This window comes from Shinella sp. 20P9.1.1 (assembly GCF_057798995.1).
The window spans coordinates 69,856-85,214 of the sequence record NZ_JBYOLC010000010.1; the positions used below are offsets into that span (position 1 = coordinate 69,856).

General features: G+C 63.6%; 17 protein-coding genes and 1 tRNA gene. 11 read left to right on the top strand and 7 right to left on the bottom strand.

Annotated elements, in window-relative coordinates; genetic code table 11:
- Positions 1-45 precede the first annotated feature (45 nt).
- Positions 46-1,047: a tyrosine-type recombinase/integrase gene (locus AC27VQ_RS17765; protein ID WP_488717319.1), complete on the top strand. Its 1,002-nt coding sequence runs from the start codon at positions 46-48 to the stop codon at positions 1,045-1,047.
- Between the two features lie 30 nt (positions 1,048-1,077).
- Here the strand turns inward: AC27VQ_RS17765 and AC27VQ_RS17770 are convergent.
- A tRNA-Ser gene (locus AC27VQ_RS17770) sits at positions 1,078-1,167 on the bottom strand.
- 231 nt (positions 1,168-1,398) lie between these two features.
- Between AC27VQ_RS17770 and AC27VQ_RS17775 the strand changes: the two genes are divergently transcribed.
- From AC27VQ_RS17775 to AC27VQ_RS17785, 3 genes are all read left to right on the top strand, one after another.
- Positions 1,399-1,716 (top strand): hypothetical protein, encoded by a 318-nt coding sequence (locus tag AC27VQ_RS17775; protein ID WP_313526609.1) that lies wholly within the window; start codon positions 1,399-1,401, stop codon positions 1,714-1,716.
- 83 nt (positions 1,717-1,799) lie between these two features.
- Positions 1,800-2,450 (top strand): peptide-methionine (S)-S-oxide reductase MsrA, encoded by a 651-nt coding sequence (gene msrA, locus AC27VQ_RS17780; protein ID WP_488717320.1) that lies wholly within the window; start codon positions 1,800-1,802, stop codon positions 2,448-2,450.
- Between the two features lie 230 nt (positions 2,451-2,680).
- Entirely contained in the window at positions 2,681-3,673 is a 993-nt protein-coding gene (locus AC27VQ_RS17785) for a BMP family lipoprotein (protein WP_313526603.1), read from the top strand.
- Between the two features lie 87 nt (positions 3,674-3,760).
- On the opposite strand, the gene AC27VQ_RS17790 is transcribed toward AC27VQ_RS17785, so the two are convergent.
- A complete protein-coding gene (locus AC27VQ_RS17790) occupies positions 3,761-3,985 on the bottom strand; it encodes a SlyX family protein (protein ID WP_313526601.1) in 225 nt (74 codons plus the stop codon).
- Positions 3,986-4,137: 152 nt separating this feature from the next.
- Here AC27VQ_RS17790 and AC27VQ_RS17795 point away from each other — a divergent pair, with 152 nt between their 5' ends.
- The 7 genes from AC27VQ_RS17795 to deoA are packed head-to-tail and all read left to right on the top strand — an operon-like array spanning position 4,138 to position 11,055.
- Positions 4,138-5,673 (top strand): ABC transporter ATP-binding protein, encoded by a 1,536-nt coding sequence (locus tag AC27VQ_RS17795; RefSeq protein ID WP_488717321.1) that lies wholly within the window; start codon positions 4,138-4,140, stop codon positions 5,671-5,673.
- Entirely contained in the window at positions 5,670-6,803 is a 1,134-nt protein-coding gene (locus tag AC27VQ_RS17800) for an ABC transporter permease (RefSeq protein ID WP_488717322.1), read from the top strand. The genes AC27VQ_RS17795 and AC27VQ_RS17800 overlap by 4 nt, the downstream gene beginning before the upstream one ends.
- Before the next feature lie 3 nt (positions 6,804-6,806).
- Positions 6,807-7,778, top strand: coding sequence for an ABC transporter permease (locus AC27VQ_RS17805; protein ID WP_313526592.1), 972 nt, complete (start codon positions 6,807-6,809; stop codon positions 7,776-7,778).
- 4 nt (positions 7,779-7,782) lie between these two features.
- Positions 7,783-8,175, top strand: coding sequence for a cytidine deaminase (locus AC27VQ_RS17810; RefSeq protein WP_117367381.1), 393 nt, complete (start codon positions 7,783-7,785; stop codon positions 8,173-8,175).
- Positions 8,172-8,984: a purine-nucleoside phosphorylase gene (locus tag AC27VQ_RS17815; protein WP_488717323.1), complete on the top strand. Its 813-nt coding sequence runs from the start codon at positions 8,172-8,174 to the stop codon at positions 8,982-8,984. Before AC27VQ_RS17810 ends, AC27VQ_RS17815 begins: the two co-directional genes overlap by 4 nt.
- On the top strand, positions 8,977-9,738 hold the full coding sequence (gene deoC, locus AC27VQ_RS17820) for a deoxyribose-phosphate aldolase (protein ID WP_421593112.1): 762 nt from the start codon (positions 8,977-8,979) through the stop codon (positions 9,736-9,738). The genes AC27VQ_RS17815 and deoC overlap by 8 nt, the downstream gene beginning before the upstream one ends.
- A 3-nt stretch (positions 9,739-9,741) precedes the next feature.
- Complete coding sequence (deoA, locus tag AC27VQ_RS17825) at positions 9,742-11,055, top strand: thymidine phosphorylase (RefSeq protein ID WP_488717324.1); 1,314 nt, start codon at positions 9,742-9,744, stop codon at positions 11,053-11,055.
- Here deoA and AC27VQ_RS17830 read toward each other — a convergent pair.
- The 5 genes from AC27VQ_RS17830 to AC27VQ_RS17850 all read right to left on the bottom strand — a co-directional run bounded on the left by AC27VQ_RS17830 (position 11,045) and on the right by AC27VQ_RS17850 (position 15,345).
- Positions 11,045-11,584, bottom strand: coding sequence for a TIGR02281 family clan AA aspartic protease (locus AC27VQ_RS17830; RefSeq protein WP_488717325.1), 540 nt, complete (start codon positions 11,582-11,584; stop codon positions 11,045-11,047). The two genes, deoA and AC27VQ_RS17830, sit on opposite strands and share 11 nt — an antisense overlap.
- 125 nt (positions 11,585-11,709) lie before the next feature.
- Positions 11,710-12,339 carry a uracil phosphoribosyltransferase gene (gene upp, locus AC27VQ_RS17835; protein ID WP_117367370.1) on the bottom strand — a complete coding sequence of 210 codons (630 nt, stop codon included), beginning with the start codon at positions 12,337-12,339 and terminating at the stop codon, positions 11,710-11,712.
- A gap of 106 nt (positions 12,340-12,445) precedes the next feature.
- Complete coding sequence (locus tag AC27VQ_RS17840; RefSeq protein WP_488717429.1) at positions 12,446-13,402, bottom strand: adenosine deaminase; 957 nt, start codon at positions 13,400-13,402, stop codon at positions 12,446-12,448.
- 8 nt (positions 13,403-13,410) lie between these two features.
- Entirely contained in the window at positions 13,411-14,640 is a 1,230-nt protein-coding gene (locus AC27VQ_RS17845; RefSeq protein WP_488717326.1) for a phosphopentomutase, read from the bottom strand.
- A gap of 111 nt (positions 14,641-14,751) precedes the next feature.
- A complete protein-coding gene (locus tag AC27VQ_RS17850; protein WP_488717327.1) occupies positions 14,752-15,345 on the bottom strand; it encodes a TadE/TadG family type IV pilus assembly protein in 594 nt (197 codons plus the stop codon).
- Positions 15,346-15,359 lie beyond the last annotated feature (14 nt).

Genomic DNA, 15,359 nt, shown 5'->3' on the forward strand with positions numbered 1-15,359 from the left:
ATCGACCGGCACAAGAAACGGCGCATTCGCTTCCGGGCAAAGGGAGTGGATACCTATCTGCCGTATCCGCCGGTCGGGCCGGACTTCGAGAACGCATATGCCGCCGCGCTGGCTGGCGTGACGGAGTGGCGGGCAAACATCGGCGCGAGCAAGACGCGGCCGGGATCGTTCGACGCCTTGGCCGTCTCCTATTATCGCTCGCCGCAGTTTCAGGGGCTTCGCGACAGCACGAAACAGACCTATCGCCGGATCATCGAGAATTTCCGCGAGAACCATGGCAAGCGGATGATGCGCGATCTTCGGCGCGAGCACGTCAAGGCGATCATTGGCGACATGGCGGACCGGCCGCAGGCCGCAAACCGCCTCCTGTCGCTTCTCAAGATCATGCTCGACCACGGTCTAGACAACGGCTGGATTGCCGCCAATCCGGCGCAGGGCGTCAAGGGCTTCTCGAAGAAAACGAAGGGCTTCCACACATGGACCGAGGCGGAAATCGCCGCCTATGAGGCGCGGCACCCGGAAGGGACCAAGGCCCGCCTCGCCCTCGTCTTGCTTCTCTACACCGCGCAGCGCCGCAGCGATGTGGTTGCGATGGGCTGGGAGAAGATCAAGGGCAAATACATCGAGGTAAAGCAGGTGAAGACGGATGCCGAGTTGGACCTGTTCATGCTCCCCGCCCTTACCGATGCCATCCGGGCGCTTCCGCGCGACAAGCCGACCTTCCTCACCACGGAATTTGGGAAACCGTTCACTCCGGCCGGTTTCGGGAACTGGTTCCGTGATCGCTGCAACGAAGCTGGCTTATCCCATTGCTCGGCGCATGGCCTCCGCAAGGCGGCAGCACGCCGGATGGCGGAAGGCGGGATGAGCGGCGACGTCATCAAGGCCGTGACAGGCCATACCGACCTCAAACAGGTCTCGGTCTATACGGCCGCAGCCAACCAAGCCGCCCTCGCAGAGAAGGGTCTCAAGGCCATCGCTGGGAAGAAAAAGCGAACGAATTCTGTCCAACCGAAGCGCAAAGTTGGACAAGAGAAAGGCGAATAATATGAAAAATCAACATCTTGTTGAATTGGATGGCGGACAGAGCGGGATTCGAACCCGCGATAGAGTCTCCCCTATACACACTTTCCAGGCGTGCGCCTTCAACCACTCGGCCACCTGTCCGTCCGCTCGCTGCCGGTGGTTAATCCGACGCGGGTCGCCTTCCTGTTTCCATTCCGGCGAGACGGCGCGATATATACCGAGGTTTGGCGCGGGATCAACCGCTTTCTGACAGTTTTTTGAAGGATATGCCGCATCGCGGCGAAGGATTGCAGAGTGCCGCGCGTCTTCCTATCTATAGGCAGCAATGAAGTGGAGCGGTTTTCGGCTCCCAAGGGCACCGGGAGGGTGCGCATGATACGGTTCGTCCTGAAGGCCATCAGTCTCTTCGCCCTCGTCGTTGCGGTCATGGCCGGCACGATCGATGCGATCCAGTCGGTCTCGGCCTCCGAGCCGGTGCTGACCCCGCTCGCCGTTGCCTGGAGCACGGCAAGCCCGGATACGATCGCGCTCGTCGCCGACGGCATCATGCGCAAGTTCCCTTATGCGTGGGATCCTGCGGCGCTCTGGGTGCTGTCGCAGCCGGCCTTCGCCGTGCTGCTCGCCGTATCCTTGTTCTTCTGGGTGATCGCCTACCGGCGTCCGCCCGTCGCGGGCCGCTTCACCGCCTGATAAAATTTATTCCCGCGCAATTCCGGACGCAAAACCGCTTCACACTTTTGCTGGAATTGCTTTAACCGGCCAGGAGGCCATCCATGTTCCTGATCGATATGTTCAACAAGAAGACCGTCATGCCCGCGCCGGAAGCCTCGCTTCCCGGCCGTGAGCAGCCGATCCCGACGTCGGAAACCCATTTCGTCAACGGCAACCCGCTGAAGGGCCCCTACCCGCAAGGTTTCAAGACCGCTTTGCTCGGCATGGGCTGTTTCTGGGGCGCCGAGCGGCTGCTGTGGAAAATCCCCGGCGTCTTCGTGACGGCGGCAGGATATTCCGGCGGTTTCACGCCCAACCCGACCTATCACGAGACGACGACGGGCCTGACTGGTCATACCGAGGTCGTGCTCGTCGTTTACGATCCCGCCACGGTGACGCTCGAGGCGCTGCTCAAGGTCTTCTTCGAGGCGCATGACCCGACGCAGGGCATGCGCCAGGGCAATGATATCGGCACGACCTACCGCTCGGCGGTCTATCTCGACGATGAGGCCGACCTTGCGACGGCGCGGCGTGTGCGCGACGCCTACCAGGCGGCCCTGACGGCAGCCGGGCGCACTGACCGCATCACGACGGAGATCGCCAAGGCCGGGCCACTCTACTTCGCCGAGGATGTGCACCAGCAGTATCTCGCCAAGAATCCCGGCGGCTATTGCGGCCTTCGCGGCACGGGCGTGGCCTGCGCCATCGGCTGAAAAAGCTCGAAAATTCGGGGAAATCCGCGCCGTCGCGAACAGGGTTTTATCTTCCTGTTGGCGGCGGCTTCTATTTTTTACCATCTGAAAAATTTCTGGTGAATTTTTCCCGGAGGCATGCAAGGATGCCGCCAGCCTGACCCAAGGGAACGGGTCGGTGGCTCCGCCGCGCGCCTGTCAGCGCCCGCGCGGAAGGTCCCTATAAGATCAATAGCGAACAGGGCTGCACAATGAAAAAAACCCTTCTCACCCTTCTTGCAACTGCTGCCATGTCGGCCAGCGCGCTCGCCGCGGATATCAAGCCGGCGATCATCTATGACCTCGGCGGCAAGTTCGACAAGTCGTTCAACGAAGCGGCCTATAACGGCGCGGAAAAGTTCAAGACCGAGACCGGCATCGAATACCGCGAATTCGAAATCGCCAACGACGCCCAGCGCGAGCAGGCGCTTCGCCGCTTCGCCGGCGACGGCAACAACCCGATCGTGATGGCCGGCTTCTCCTGGGCAGCGCAGCTTGAGAAGGTTGCCGCCGAATATCCCGACACCAAGTTCGCCATCATCGACATGGTCGTCGACAAGCCGAACGTCCGCTCGGTCGTCTTCAAGGAAGAAGAAGGCGGTTGGCTGGCCGGCATCCTCGCCGGCATGGCTTCCAAGTCGAAGACCGTCTCCTTCGTCGGCGGCATGGACATCCCGCTCATCCACAAATTCGCCTGCGGCTATACGGGCGGCGTGAAGTCGCTCGGCGCCGACTACAAGGTGCTCGAAGCCTATACGGGCACGACGCCGGATGCCTGGAACGACCCGGTCAAGGGCGGCGAAATCGCGAAGTCCCAGTTCGACCAGGGCTCGGACGTGGTCTATCACGCTGCCGGCGGCACGGGTGTCGGCGTTCTCCAGGCTGCGGCTGACGCCGGCAAGCTCGGCATCGGCGTCGATTCCAACCAGAACGGCATGCATCCGGGCAAGGTCCTGACCTCGATGGTCAAGCGCGTCGACGTCGCCGTCTACGACGCCTTCATGTCGGCCAAGGACGACACGTTCAAGCCCGGCATCAACGTGCTCGGCCTGAAGGAAAACGGTGTCGACGTCGCCATGGACGACAACAACGCACCGCTGATCACCCCGGAAATGAAGGCCGCCATCGACAAGGCGCGCGCCGACATCATCGCCGGCACGGTGAAGGTCCATGACTACATGACGGACGAGACCTGCCCCTACTAAGCGGCATTGACGGCCCGTTTGCGAAAGCAGACGGGCCGATTCCGTTTTCCGGCGCGTTCACCCTGTTTGGCCTGCGGCGCTGCCCGTTCAGTAATGCGGCGGGCGGGTAATGGCCGGGGCTTCGCCGGCCCCTTCCTCCAGCAAGAGAAACCGTTCCGTCAGCCGGTCGAGCTTCGTCCTGACCTGCTCGACCACACGCCATTGTTCGGCGAGCTGGTCGGAGAGCTCCTCGATCGTAACGGCCTGGTGGGCGACATGCTCTTCCAGGCGGGCGATGCGCGCGGCGTCGGTGTCTTCGGGAAGATCTGTCATGGCTGTCCTCGTCATGCGGCAAGCCTGAGCTATAGCGGGGGAGCCCCCGGCCCGCAATCGGGCTGGACAAGTGCAACGGAAGCAACAAGACTACGACCCGGCAGGCCGAAAAACGGCCCGCCGGCCCTAAATCCCCGTAAGAGTGGATCGTCATGAGCGAACTGGCAATCGAACTGAAGGGCATCGACAAGAGCTTCGGCCTCGTCCACGCCAACCGGAATATCAACCTGAAGGTCCGCAAAGGCACCATTCACGGTATCATCGGCGAAAACGGCGCCGGCAAATCCACCCTCATGTCGATCCTCTACGGCTTCTACCAGGCCGACCACGGCGACATCGTGATCGACGGCAAGACGATCAAAATCCGCGATCCCAATGCGGCGATCGCCGCCGGCATCGGCATGGTGCACCAGCACTTCATGCTGGTGGAAAACTTCACGGTGCTGGAAAACATCATGCTCGGCGCGGAGGAAAGCCAGATCCTCAATGCCGGCATCACAAAGGCGCGCGCCGAGCTGAAGCGGCTCGAGAAGGAATATGCGCTGGAGGTCGATCCGGACGCCGTGATCGAGGAACTGCCCGTTGGTATCCAGCAGCGCGTGGAAATCCTCAAAGCGCTCTACCGCAAGGCTGATATCCTCATTCTCGACGAGCCGACGGGCGTTCTGACACCGGCCGAGGCCGATCACCTGTTCCGCATTCTCGGCCAGCTGAAGGACCAAGGCAAAACCGTTCTCCTCATCACCCACAAGCTGCGCGAGATCATGGCGATCACCGACGAGGTCTCGGTCATGCGCCGCGGCGAGATGGTGGCGACGCGCACGACCAAGGACACCTCCGTCGAGGAACTGGCCGAGCTGATGGTCGGTCGCCGTGTTCTGCTGCGCGTCGAAAAGGGTGAGGCCAAGCCCGCCGACGTCAAGCTCTCGGTCAAGAACCTCACGGTGCGCGACAGCCGCGGCGTGACCATGGTGGACGACGTGTCCTTCGACCTCAGGGCCGGCGAGATCGTCGGCATCGCCGGCGTGGCCGGCAACGGTCAGTCGGAACTGCTGGAGGCGATTTCCGGCATCCGCCGCGCCAAATCCGGCACCGTGCTGCTCAACGGTCGCCCCGTCGATGTGACCGGCACTGCCGACCCGGCGGAGCTGCGAAAATGTGGGCTGGCCCATGTGCCCGAAGACCGCCACCATGTCGGCCTCGTCCTGAAATTCGAGGAGAGCGAGAACGCCATTCTCGGCTATCACGACGATCCGAAATACCGGAAGGGTCTGACCCTCGACATCGACGCCATCAGGGCCGAAGCTGAAGAGAAGATCGCGGCCTACGACATCCGCCCGCCGAATCCGCGGCTGAAGACCGCCAATTTCTCCGGCGGCAACCAGCAGAAGATCGTGCTCGCGCGCGAGATGGAGCGCAATCCCGATGTGCTGATCATCGGCCAGCCGACGCGCGGCGTCGATGTCGGCGCCATCGAATTCATTCACAAACGCATCATCGAGATGCGTGATCAGGGCAAGGCCGTGCTGCTCGTCTCCGTCGAGCTCGACGAGATCCGCGCGCTGTCCGACCGCATTCTCGTGATGTTTGCCGGCCGCGTCGTCGGCGAGCGTGCCCCGGATGCCACCGAAGGTGAACTCGGCCTGCTGATGGCCGGTGTGGAAGGCCCGAAGGAGGCCGCGGAATGAGTGTTCCCTATGCGAAACTGCCGGCCTGGGCCGAATATGGCCTGATCCCGCTCGTCAATCTCGCCGTCGCCTTCCTGATTTCCGGCCTCGTCGTGCTGATCGTCGGCGAAAGCCCGCTGGAAGCCGCCTATCACATGATCAACGGCGCCTTCGGCCGCGGCGAATATATCGGCTTCACGCTCTACTACACCACGACCTTCATCTTCACCGGCCTTGCCGTGGCGGTCGCCTTCCATGCCGGCCTGTTCAACATCGGCGGCGAAGGCCAGGCCTATGTCGGCGGCATCGGCGTGGCGCTCGCCTGCCTTGCGCTCGACCGGACGCTGCCCTGGTATCTCGTCTTCCCGATCGCCATCATCGGCGCCGCTTTCTTCGGCGCGCTCTGGGCGATGATCCCCGGCTGGCTGCAGGCCAAGCGCGGCAGCCATATCGTCATCACGACGATCATGTTCAACTTCATCGCCGCCAGCCTGATGAACTACCTGCTCAACAAGGTGTTCAAGCCGCTCGGCTCGATGTCGCTGGAAACCCGCACTTTCGATGCCGGTGGCCAGCTGCCCAAGCTCGACTGGCTGATGTCGATCTTCGGGCTTTCCGTCGGCAATGCCCCCTTCAACATCTCCTTTCTGCTGGCGCTCGTCGCCGCCTTCGGCGTCTGGGTGCTGATCTGGCGCACGAAACTCGGCTACGAGATGCGCACGATGGGCCACAGCCCCGCCGCCGCGCGCTATGCCGGCATCAAGGAAGCCAAGATCATCGTCATCACCATGATGATCTCGGGCGGCCTTGCCGGCATGATGGCGCTGAACCCGATCATGGGCGAGCAGTTCCGCATGCAGCTCGAATTCGTCCAGGGCGCGGGCTTCGTGGGTATCGCGGTGGCGCTGATGGGCCGCTCGCATCCGGCGGGCATCATCCCGGCCGCGCTGCTCTTCGGCATGCTCTATCAGGGCGGTGCGGAAATCTCCTTCGAGATGCCCTCCATCTCGCGTGACATGATCGTCATCATCCAGGGCTTGGTGATCCTGTTTGCCGGAGCGCTCGAACATATGTTCCGCCCCGCCATTACCCGTCTCGTCATCGGCCTTTCGCCGAAGACGCGCGACGTCGCCGCCACCAAGGGAGCCTGATCCATGGATTTCTTTCAGGTCTTCATCGAACTCGCGCAATCGACCGTCCGCGTCTCGACCCCGCTGATCCTCGCCGCCCTTGCCGGTCTCTTCACCGAGCGTGCCGGCGTCTTCGACATCGGCCTTGAGGGCAAGATGCTGGGCGCGGCCTTCGCCGCCGGCTGCGTCGCCTATATCACCCAGTCCGTTTACATGGGCCTGCTGGCTGCGATCGTCGTGTCCGTGCTTCTCTCGCTGGTGCATGGCTATGCCTCGATCACCCAGCGCGGCAGCCAGATCGTTTCAGGTGTCGCCATCAACTTCGTCGTCGCCGGCTCCACCGTTATCCTCGGCGAAGCCTGGTTCAAGCAGGGCGGGCGCACGCCGGCTCTCTCCGACGACGGTCGTTTCGGCACAATCCATCTGCCCTTCGCCGATGCCCTGCGCGACGTGCCGATCCTCGGCCCGATCTATTCCGGCCTGCTGTCGGGCCATTCGCCGCTGACCTATCTCGCCTTCCTGATGGTGCCGGCGAGCTGGTGGATCCTCTACCGCACGCGCTTCGGCCTGCGCCTTCGCGCCGTCGGTGAAAATCCGGGTGCCGTCGATACGGCCGGCATCTCGGTCATCTGGCTGCGCTACCGAGCCGTCATCTGCTGCGGCATTCTCTGCGGCATTGCGGGCGCCTATCTGTCGCTTTCAGCCGGCGCCGGCTTCACCAAGGGCATGACGGCCGGAAAGGGCTATATCGCGCTCGCCGCCCTCATTTTCGCCAAGTGGCGGCCGAAGAACATCCTCTTCGCCTGCCTGCTCTTCGGCTTCCTCGATGCCTTCGCCATCCGCTACCAGGGCTTTGCCTTCCCGCTGATCGGCAAGGTGCCGGTACAGTTGATGCAGGCGCTGCCCTATATCCTCACCGTGATCCTGCTTGCAGGCTTCATCGGCAAGGCCATTCCGCCGAAAGCCGGCGGCGTGCCCTACGTCAAGGAGCGATAATAAGATGTCCCACGACCTCTTCGAGGCGGCGCGCGCGGCGATGGCCTTCGCGCACGCGCCCTATTCCAAATTCCCCGTCGGCGCGGCGATCCGCGCCGAGGATGGAAAGATCTATGCCGGCGCCAATATCGAAAACCTGTCCTTTCCGCAGGGCTGGTGCGCCGAACCGACCGCGATCAGCCATATGATCATGGCCGGCAACAAGAAGATCGTCGAAATGGCGGTCATCGCCGAAAAGCTGCCGCTCTGCCCGCCCTGCGGCGGCTGCCGCCAGAAGATCGCGGAATTCGCGACGGCAAAGACGCCGATCTATCTGTGCGACGAGACCGGCGTGAAGAAGACCATGACCATGGACGAGCTTCTGCCGCACAGCTTCGCGACGGATATTCTCGGATGAGCGTTCAGACCACGGACTTCCTGATCTCGCGCCTTGCCGGTGTTCTGCCGCGCTACGGCATCGTGCTCGGCTCCGGCCTGGGCTCCCTCGTGGAGGCCGTGCAGAACCCGCTGCGCATTCCCTATGCCGACCTGCCGAGCTTTCCGGTCAGTTCCGTCTCGGGCCATGCCGGCGAACTCGTCATCGGCTATCTCGGTGCCGTGCCTGTCATCATGCTGTCCGGCCGCGTGCACTACTATGAGAGCGGCGATGCGAATGCCATGCGCGCGCCGATCGAGGTGCTCAAGGGGCTTGGCGTGACGTCGCTGATCCTCACCAACTCGGCTGGCTCCCTGCGCGAGGACATGCCGCCCGGCTCGGTGATGCGCATTTCCGACCACATCAATTTTTCCGGCACCAATCCGCTTGTTGGCCTGGACAGCGACGACCGCTTCGTCGGCATGACCAATGCCTATGACGCGGAACTCGCCGCGCGCATGGAAGCGGCTGCTCAGAAACTCGATATCCCGCTGTCGTCGGGCGTCTATATGTGGTTCTCCGGACCGAGCTTCGAAACGCCGGCGGAAATCCGCATGGCGCGCGTCTTCGGCGCGGATGCCGTAGGCATGTCGACCGTGCCGGAAGTGCTGATCGCCCGCCATATAGGCCTGAAGGTCGCGGCCGCCTCGGTCATCACCAATTTCGGCGCCGGCATGACGGGCGGCGAGCTCAGCCATCACGAAACCAAGGACATGGCCCCGATCGGCGGAAAGCGGCTTGCCGCCATCCTCGCTGAAATGATCGCGGGCGGAGGCAACGACCATGCTTAAGGACACCGCGCAGAAAGCGCTCTCCCTGCTCGACCTGACCGACCTCACGGACACTTGCGACGCGGCAGCCATCGAAAAGCTCTGCGCGCAGGCCCAGACGCCCTTCGGCACCACCGCCGCCATCTGCATCTGGCCGCGCTTCGTCGCGCAGGCGCGCGGCATTCTCGGCAAGGGCCATGCGGTGAAGATCGCCACCGTCGTCAACTTCCCCGCCGGGGACCTGGCGGTTGCCGAAGTGATTGCCGAAACGAAACAGGCGATCGCCGACGGCGCCGACGAGATCGACCTCGTCATTCCCTACCGCGATTTCATTGCCGGCGACGAAGGCGCCGTCACGGAGATGGTAGAAGCCGTCAAGGCTGCCTGCACGCCGCCCGTCCGTCTCAAGACCATTCTGGAAACCGGCGAATTGAAGGATCCCGCACTGATCCGCGAGGCCTCGGACCTTGCGATTGCCGCCGGCACCGACTTCATCAAGACCTCGACCGGCAAGGTTGCCGTCAACGCCACGCTGCCGGCTGCCGAGATCATGCTGAATGCCATCAAGGCCAGTGGCAAGCCTGTCGGTTTCAAGCCGGCCGGCGGGGTGCGCACGGTGGGCGATGCCGCCGACTATCTCGCGCTCGCCGCCAAGATCCTCGGCGAGGGATGGGCGACGCCCAAAACCTTCCGCTTCGGCGCCTCGGGCCTGCTCGGCGATATCCTCTCCGTGCTCGGCGGCCAGGCCGCGCCGTCGGCACCTGCGAGCTATTGAACGATGCTGCCGCAGGAGACGATCCTCCGCAAGCGCAGCGGCGAGCCCCTCACCCGTGAGGAGATCGCCCGCTTCATCGCCGGCGTGACGGATGGCAGCGTCTCCGAGGGCCAGGTGGCCGCACTTGCCATGGCCATCTGGTTCAACGGCATGGCGCGCGACGAGACGGTGGCGCTGACGCTTGCCATGCGCGATTCGGGCGATGTGCTCGACTGGTCGGATATCGACCGGCCGATCGGCGACAAACACTCGACCGGCGGTGTGGGCGATAACGTCTCGCTGATGCTGGCGCCGATCGCGGCGGCCTGCGGCCTGGCCGTGCCGATGATCTCGGGGCGTGGCCTCGGCCATACCGGCGGCACGCTGGACAAGCTGGAATCGATATCAGGCTATACGATCATGCCCTCAGCTGCGCTTTTCCGGCGCACGGTCAAGGATGTCGGCTGCGCGATCATCGGTCAGACCACCGCGCTCGCCCCCGCCGACAAGCGCATCTATGCGATCCGCGACGTGACGGCGACGGTCGATTCCGTACCGCTGATCACCGCCTCCATTCTCTCCAAGAAACTCGCCGCCGGCCTGCAATCCCTGGTGCTGGATGTGAAGATCGGCAACGGTGCCTTCATGACGGACGCGGCAGAAGCCGAGACGCTCGCCCGCTCGTTGGTCGAGGTGGCGAACGGTGCGGGGGTAAAAACCTCCGCCCTCATCACCGACATGAACCAGCCGCTGGCCGACGCCGCCGGCAATGCCGTCGAAATCGCCAATTGCATCGCCTTCCTGAAGGGCGAAAAGGCCGGCACGCGGCTGGAGCGCATCGTGCTGGCCTTCGCGGCGGAGATGCTGGTGCTGTCGGGCCTGGAACCGAACAGGCCGGCTGCCGAAATACAGGCGGCGAAGGCCCTTTCCAGCGGCGTGGCGGCTGATGTTTTCGGGCGCATGGTGCACGCGCTCGGCGGCCCCGCCGATATCGTTGAGAAGGCGGACAGCTACCTGAAGCCGGCACCGGTCATCCGCCCGGTCATCGCCTCGCAGGCCGGGTATCTGAGCGCCTGCGATACGCGCGGCGTCGGCCTTGCCGTCATCAAGCTTGGCGGCGGACGCAGCCGGCCGGACGACGCAATCGATCACCGTGTCGGCTTCGACCGGCTTCTTCCGCTGGGTACGAAGGTGGAAAAGGGCGACGAGATCGGCCGCGTACATGCCGCCGATGCCGACGCTGCGGCGCGGGCGGCGGAACGGCTTGCCACGATCTACACGATTGCACCGGAGGCTCCAGCCTTGTCGCCGGATATCCTGACGCGCATCAGCGCGTGAGGTGCAGGCGGCCGTCCTCGACCTTGTAGGAGGCGAGGCCCTTCAAAAAGCTCATGCCGATCAGCGTGCCCGACAGGGCCTTGTCGTCCATCACCATGGCGCCGACATTCTCGACCTTGATCGGCCCGATCTCGACCTTGTCGAGCTTGACATAAGCGGCGCGCGCCCGGCCGTTCGCCGTATCCACGGCATAGCGGAAATTGAGGTCGGTCTTGTCGATGCCGAGCCGCTGGGCGGTCGTGACATTGAGCGCGATCATGCTGGCGCCCGTATCGACGAGGCCCTCTTCCTTGCGGCCATTGATGGAGAACAGGCCGGTGAAATGACCATTGGCATCGGCGTCGATCACGGCGCTGCGATTGCCCGTGTAGCGCGCAGCATCCTGGCCCGCCGGCACGGACGCCTTTTCGACCGTCGCTTCCGGTGTCTTGCTGTTCGTTCCCTCGAGATAACGGGTCGCCACGCCGGGCACGAAGGTGGCGGCAACGACAACGGAGCCGACGAGAAAAACGAGGCTGCGAACGAACATGGACAAATCTCCGGAAGGATCTGTCCCGAAATAACACGCTTGCGGCTAACGGACGGCAAAAGGGGCGCTCGACGGCGCCCCTCTCCACGATCTTCGCTTCGCTTGGTGAACGGCCGGTTAACGGCTCACTTCGTGCCGTACATGCGGTCGCCGGCATCGCCGAGGCCGGGCACGATATAGCCTTTCTCGTTGAGCTGGCGATCGATGGAGGCCGTGTAGACCGGCACGTCCGGATGATGCGCACGGAAACTCTTGATGCCTTCAGGCGCGGCGAGCAGGCAGAGGAAGCGGATATTCGTCGCACCTCGGCTCTTCAGCGTGTCGATAGCGGCGATCGCCGAATTGCCGGTCGCCAGCATCGGATCGACGACGATGACGAGGCGTTCGTCGATGCTGTCGGGCGCCTTGAAGAAATATTCGACCGCCTCCAGCGTCTCGTGATCGCGGTAGACGCCGATATGCGAGACGCGGGCCGACGGCACCAGCTCCAGCATGCCTTCGAGCAGGCCATTGCCGGCGCGCAGGATCGAGGCGAAGACCAGCTTCTTGCCTTCGAGAACAGGCGCATCGATCTCCTCGAGCGGTGTCTTGATGCGCGCGGTCGTCAGCTCCAGATCGCGCGTGACTTCGTAGCAGAGCAACGTCGAGATTTCACGCAGCAGGCGGCGGAAACTCCCGGTGGACGTCTCCTCCTTGCGCATGATGGTCAGCTTGTGCTGCACGAGCGGGTGATTGATGACTGTAACGCCGTCCATGGCCAACCTTCCGAAAATGAGTAATCCCTCTTTTTCCACGGAACGGCCGGGACCTGCAAGAGAAGACAGCCGGGCGCAGGCAACATCCCCACAGCCGGCTTGTCGCTTACAGCTTAGCCAGCAGCTTCTGCCGCGTCGGCTCGTCGACGAAAGCAGCCTCGATGGCGGTGCGCGTCATACCGAGGATCTCAGCGTCGCTGAAGCCCATCACGGCCGAGGCGACCTCGTACTCAAGGGCAAGCGAGGTGTGGAAGAACGGCGGGTCGTCGGAATTGAGCGTGACGCGCACGCCGGCCGCGTGAAGGGCGCGCAGTGGGTGGCTGTCGAAATCCTTGAAAACGCTCAATGCTACATTCGAACCGGGGCAGACTTCCAGCACCGTGCCCTCGTCCGCCAGACGTTTCACGAGATCGGCATCCTCGATGGCGCGCACGCCGTGGCTGATGCGCAACGGCCTGACATGATCGAGCGCATCGCGCACGCTGAAGGCGCCGGAGAGTTCGCCGGCATGAATGGTGATGCCGAGGCCGGCATCACGGGCAATGTCGAAGGCGCGGGTGAAATCGGCGACGCGATGCATGCGCTCTTCACCGGCGAGGTTGAAGCCGGTGATCAGCGGATGCGGCCGGCGCGCGGCATATTCCGCCGCCTTCACCACGCGCTCCGGGCCGAAATGGCGGATACCGACGACGAGAAGGCGCGTCTCGATGCCGGTCTTCTCCTTGGCGCGTTCGGCACCCTCGGCAAGCCCGCGCATATAGGCATCCGCGCCGATGCCCACGGCATCGCCCTGGTCGGGAGAGGCGATCAGTTCGCTGTAGATGGCGCCGGCCGCGGCGATCTCGGTCAGATAGGTCTCGGCGAGCAGCGCATAATCCTCCTCCGTGCGGAAGAGATTGGCGGTCGCGTCGTAGCTCTGCACGAAGCTGGTGAAATCCTGCCAGGAATAGGCGCCGTCCCTGATGAAGGAGGACGTGTCGATGCCGTAGCGTTTCGCCTGGGCGGCAGCGAGCGCCGGCGGGGTCGCGCCTTCGATATGGCAGTGCAGCTCGGCCTTGGGCATGGATCTGGTCACAAAAAACTCCTTCCGTGCGGGCCGGGCGCGATGCCGAGATGGCGGGCAACGGTTTCGCCGATATCGGCAAAGGTCGTGCGGGTTTCGATGAGGCGCGAGCGTAGGCCCGGTCCAAAGCTCAGGATCGGCACGCGCTCGCGCGTGTGGTCCGTGCCGCGCCAGGTCGGATCGCAACCGTGATCGGCGGTGAGGATGACGATATCGCCCGGCTTCAGCTTGCGGTCCACCTCCGGCAGGCGCCGGTCGAAGGCTTCGAGCGCCGCTGCATAGCCGGCGACATCACGCCGGTGGCCGTAGAGCATATCGAAATCGACGAAATTGGTGAAGACGAGATCGCCGTCCTTGGCCTCATCCATGACGCTAAGCGTCGCATCGAACAGCGCCATATTGCCGTTCGCCTTGGTGAGCGTGCCGATGCCCTGATGGGCGAAGATATCACCGATCTTGCCGACGGCATGCACCGTGCGGCCGGCCTCCGTCAGCCGGTCGAGCAGGGTGGGCTCCGGCGGCAGCACGGAATAGTCGCGCCGGTTGCCGGTGCGCTCGAAGGTCTCGGGCGTCTCGCCGATGAAGGGCCGCGCGATGACGCGGCCGATGCGCCCGCCTGGCCGCTCGTCGAGGATTTTGCGCACGGTCTCGCAGAAGGAAAGCAGACGGTCGAGGCCGAACGTGCCTTCATGCGCGGCGATCTGGAAGACGCTGTCGGAAGACGTGTAGCAGATCGGTTTGCCGCTGCGTCTGTGTTCCTGTCCGTGCCGGGCGATGATGTCCGTGCCGGAAGCGTGGCAGTTACCGAGGATGCCGGGCACCTTGCCGGCCGCGCAGATCGCCTCCACCAGCTCGGGTTCGAAGGCGTCACCCTCCGACGGGAAATAGCCCCAGTCGAACGATACAGGCGTGCCGGCGATCTCCCAATGGCCCGACGGCGTGTCCTTGCCGTTCGAGACCTCGCTCGCCGCTCCGTGATAGCCGAAGACGCGCGGCGGCACGTCCATGCCCTCTGGAAAACGGCCGGTCACGGCACGCGCGGCATGCAGCAGGCCAAGCGCCGACATGTTGGGCAATTTCAGCGGGCCTTGCCTGAGGCCCGGCCGGTCCGCAACGCCGGCGGCGCAGAATTCGGCGATATGGCCGAGCGTATCGGCACCGAGATCGCCGAAGGCGGCAGCATCCGGGCCACCGCCGATGCCAAAACTGTCGAGAACGAAGAGAAAGGCTCGCGCCATGAATCACCTGCCGTCTGTCCGCATCCCCTCGCGAGGCGACGGGAATTAACCGCCAGACATGGCACGGGCGGCAAGACGGGTTCAAGAAAAATCGCGAAAGAAGCCAGCGCCTCAGCAATCGCTGCAGGTGATCTTGTCGCCAGTCCGCTGGCGGAAATAGCTTGTCTTGGCAAGATTGAACTTGTTCAGGGAGGAAGCAAGACTGGGCATCATCGAGAGCAGCGTATGGGGCACGCTCAGCTCCGTGCGAACGATGAAGGTGCCCTTGGCTTCCAAACTCGAGGGCAGCGTAACGACGAGGCCGGGCGCATAGGGCTGCTGCGCATTCTGGTCCCGCGACCAGGCGACTGTCGCCTTACCGTCCGCCGCAACGGTGATGCCAGTAATCTTCAGCGAATAGCCGTCCTCAGGAAAGGGTGCAATCACGGTCTTGGTGACCGTTTTCATCGTGTCGAGCGTTGCCTTATTCGTGGTCTGGTTCTGCGTGAGAAGGTCGGACACCGTCGCCGAAGCGCGGTTGACCTTGCGCGACATCGTTACGCCAACGGAAATCTCAAAGGCGCAAACATAGAACATGATCAGGAGCGGGGCGGCAATCGCGAATTCGATGGTGCCGACCCCCCGGCGATCCCCGACGAAACGGCGCAATCCGCAAAGCATGCCCCCTTTGACCGGCTGTTCGTTGCGGAGGGTATCCTTGTGCAAGGCCAGGCTTTCCA

Bases quoted from the DNA above. Each gene is read 5' to 3' on its own strand.
- AC27VQ_RS17775 (WP_313526609.1), top strand. From the start codon at position 1,399: ATGATACGGTTCGTCCTGAAGGCCATCAGTCTCTTCGCCCTCGTCGTT.
- msrA (WP_488717320.1), top strand. From the start codon at position 1,800: ATGTTCCTGATCGATATGTTCAACAAGAAGACCGTCATGCCCGCGCCG.
- AC27VQ_RS17785 (WP_313526603.1), top strand. From the start codon at position 2,681: ATGAAAAAAACCCTTCTCACCCTTCTTGCAACTGCTGCCATGTCGGCC.
- AC27VQ_RS17790 (WP_313526601.1), bottom strand. From the start codon at position 3,985: ATGACAGATCTTCCCGAAGACACCGACGCCGCGCGCATCGCCCGCCTG.
- AC27VQ_RS17795 (WP_488717321.1), top strand. From the start codon at position 4,138: ATGAGCGAACTGGCAATCGAACTGAAGGGCATCGACAAGAGCTTCGGC.
- AC27VQ_RS17800 (WP_488717322.1), top strand. From the start codon at position 5,670: ATGAGTGTTCCCTATGCGAAACTGCCGGCCTGGGCCGAATATGGCCTG.
- AC27VQ_RS17805 (WP_313526592.1), top strand. From the start codon at position 6,807: ATGGATTTCTTTCAGGTCTTCATCGAACTCGCGCAATCGACCGTCCGC.
- AC27VQ_RS17810 (WP_117367381.1), top strand. From the start codon at position 7,783: ATGTCCCACGACCTCTTCGAGGCGGCGCGCGCGGCGATGGCCTTCGCG.
- AC27VQ_RS17815 (WP_488717323.1), top strand. From the start codon at position 8,172: ATGAGCGTTCAGACCACGGACTTCCTGATCTCGCGCCTTGCCGGTGTT.
- deoC (WP_421593112.1), top strand. From the start codon at position 8,977: ATGCTTAAGGACACCGCGCAGAAAGCGCTCTCCCTGCTCGACCTGACC.
- deoA (WP_488717324.1), top strand. From the start codon at position 9,742: ATGCTGCCGCAGGAGACGATCCTCCGCAAGCGCAGCGGCGAGCCCCTC.
- AC27VQ_RS17830 (WP_488717325.1), bottom strand. From the start codon at position 11,584: ATGTTCGTTCGCAGCCTCGTTTTTCTCGTCGGCTCCGTTGTCGTTGCC.
- upp (WP_117367370.1), bottom strand. From the start codon at position 12,339: ATGGACGGCGTTACAGTCATCAATCACCCGCTCGTGCAGCACAAGCTG.
- AC27VQ_RS17840 (WP_488717429.1), bottom strand. From the start codon at position 13,402: ATGCCCAAGGCCGAGCTGCACTGCCATATCGAAGGCGCGACCCCGCCG.
- AC27VQ_RS17845 (WP_488717326.1), bottom strand. From the start codon at position 14,640: ATGGCGCGAGCCTTTCTCTTCGTTCTCGACAGTTTTGGCATCGGCGGT.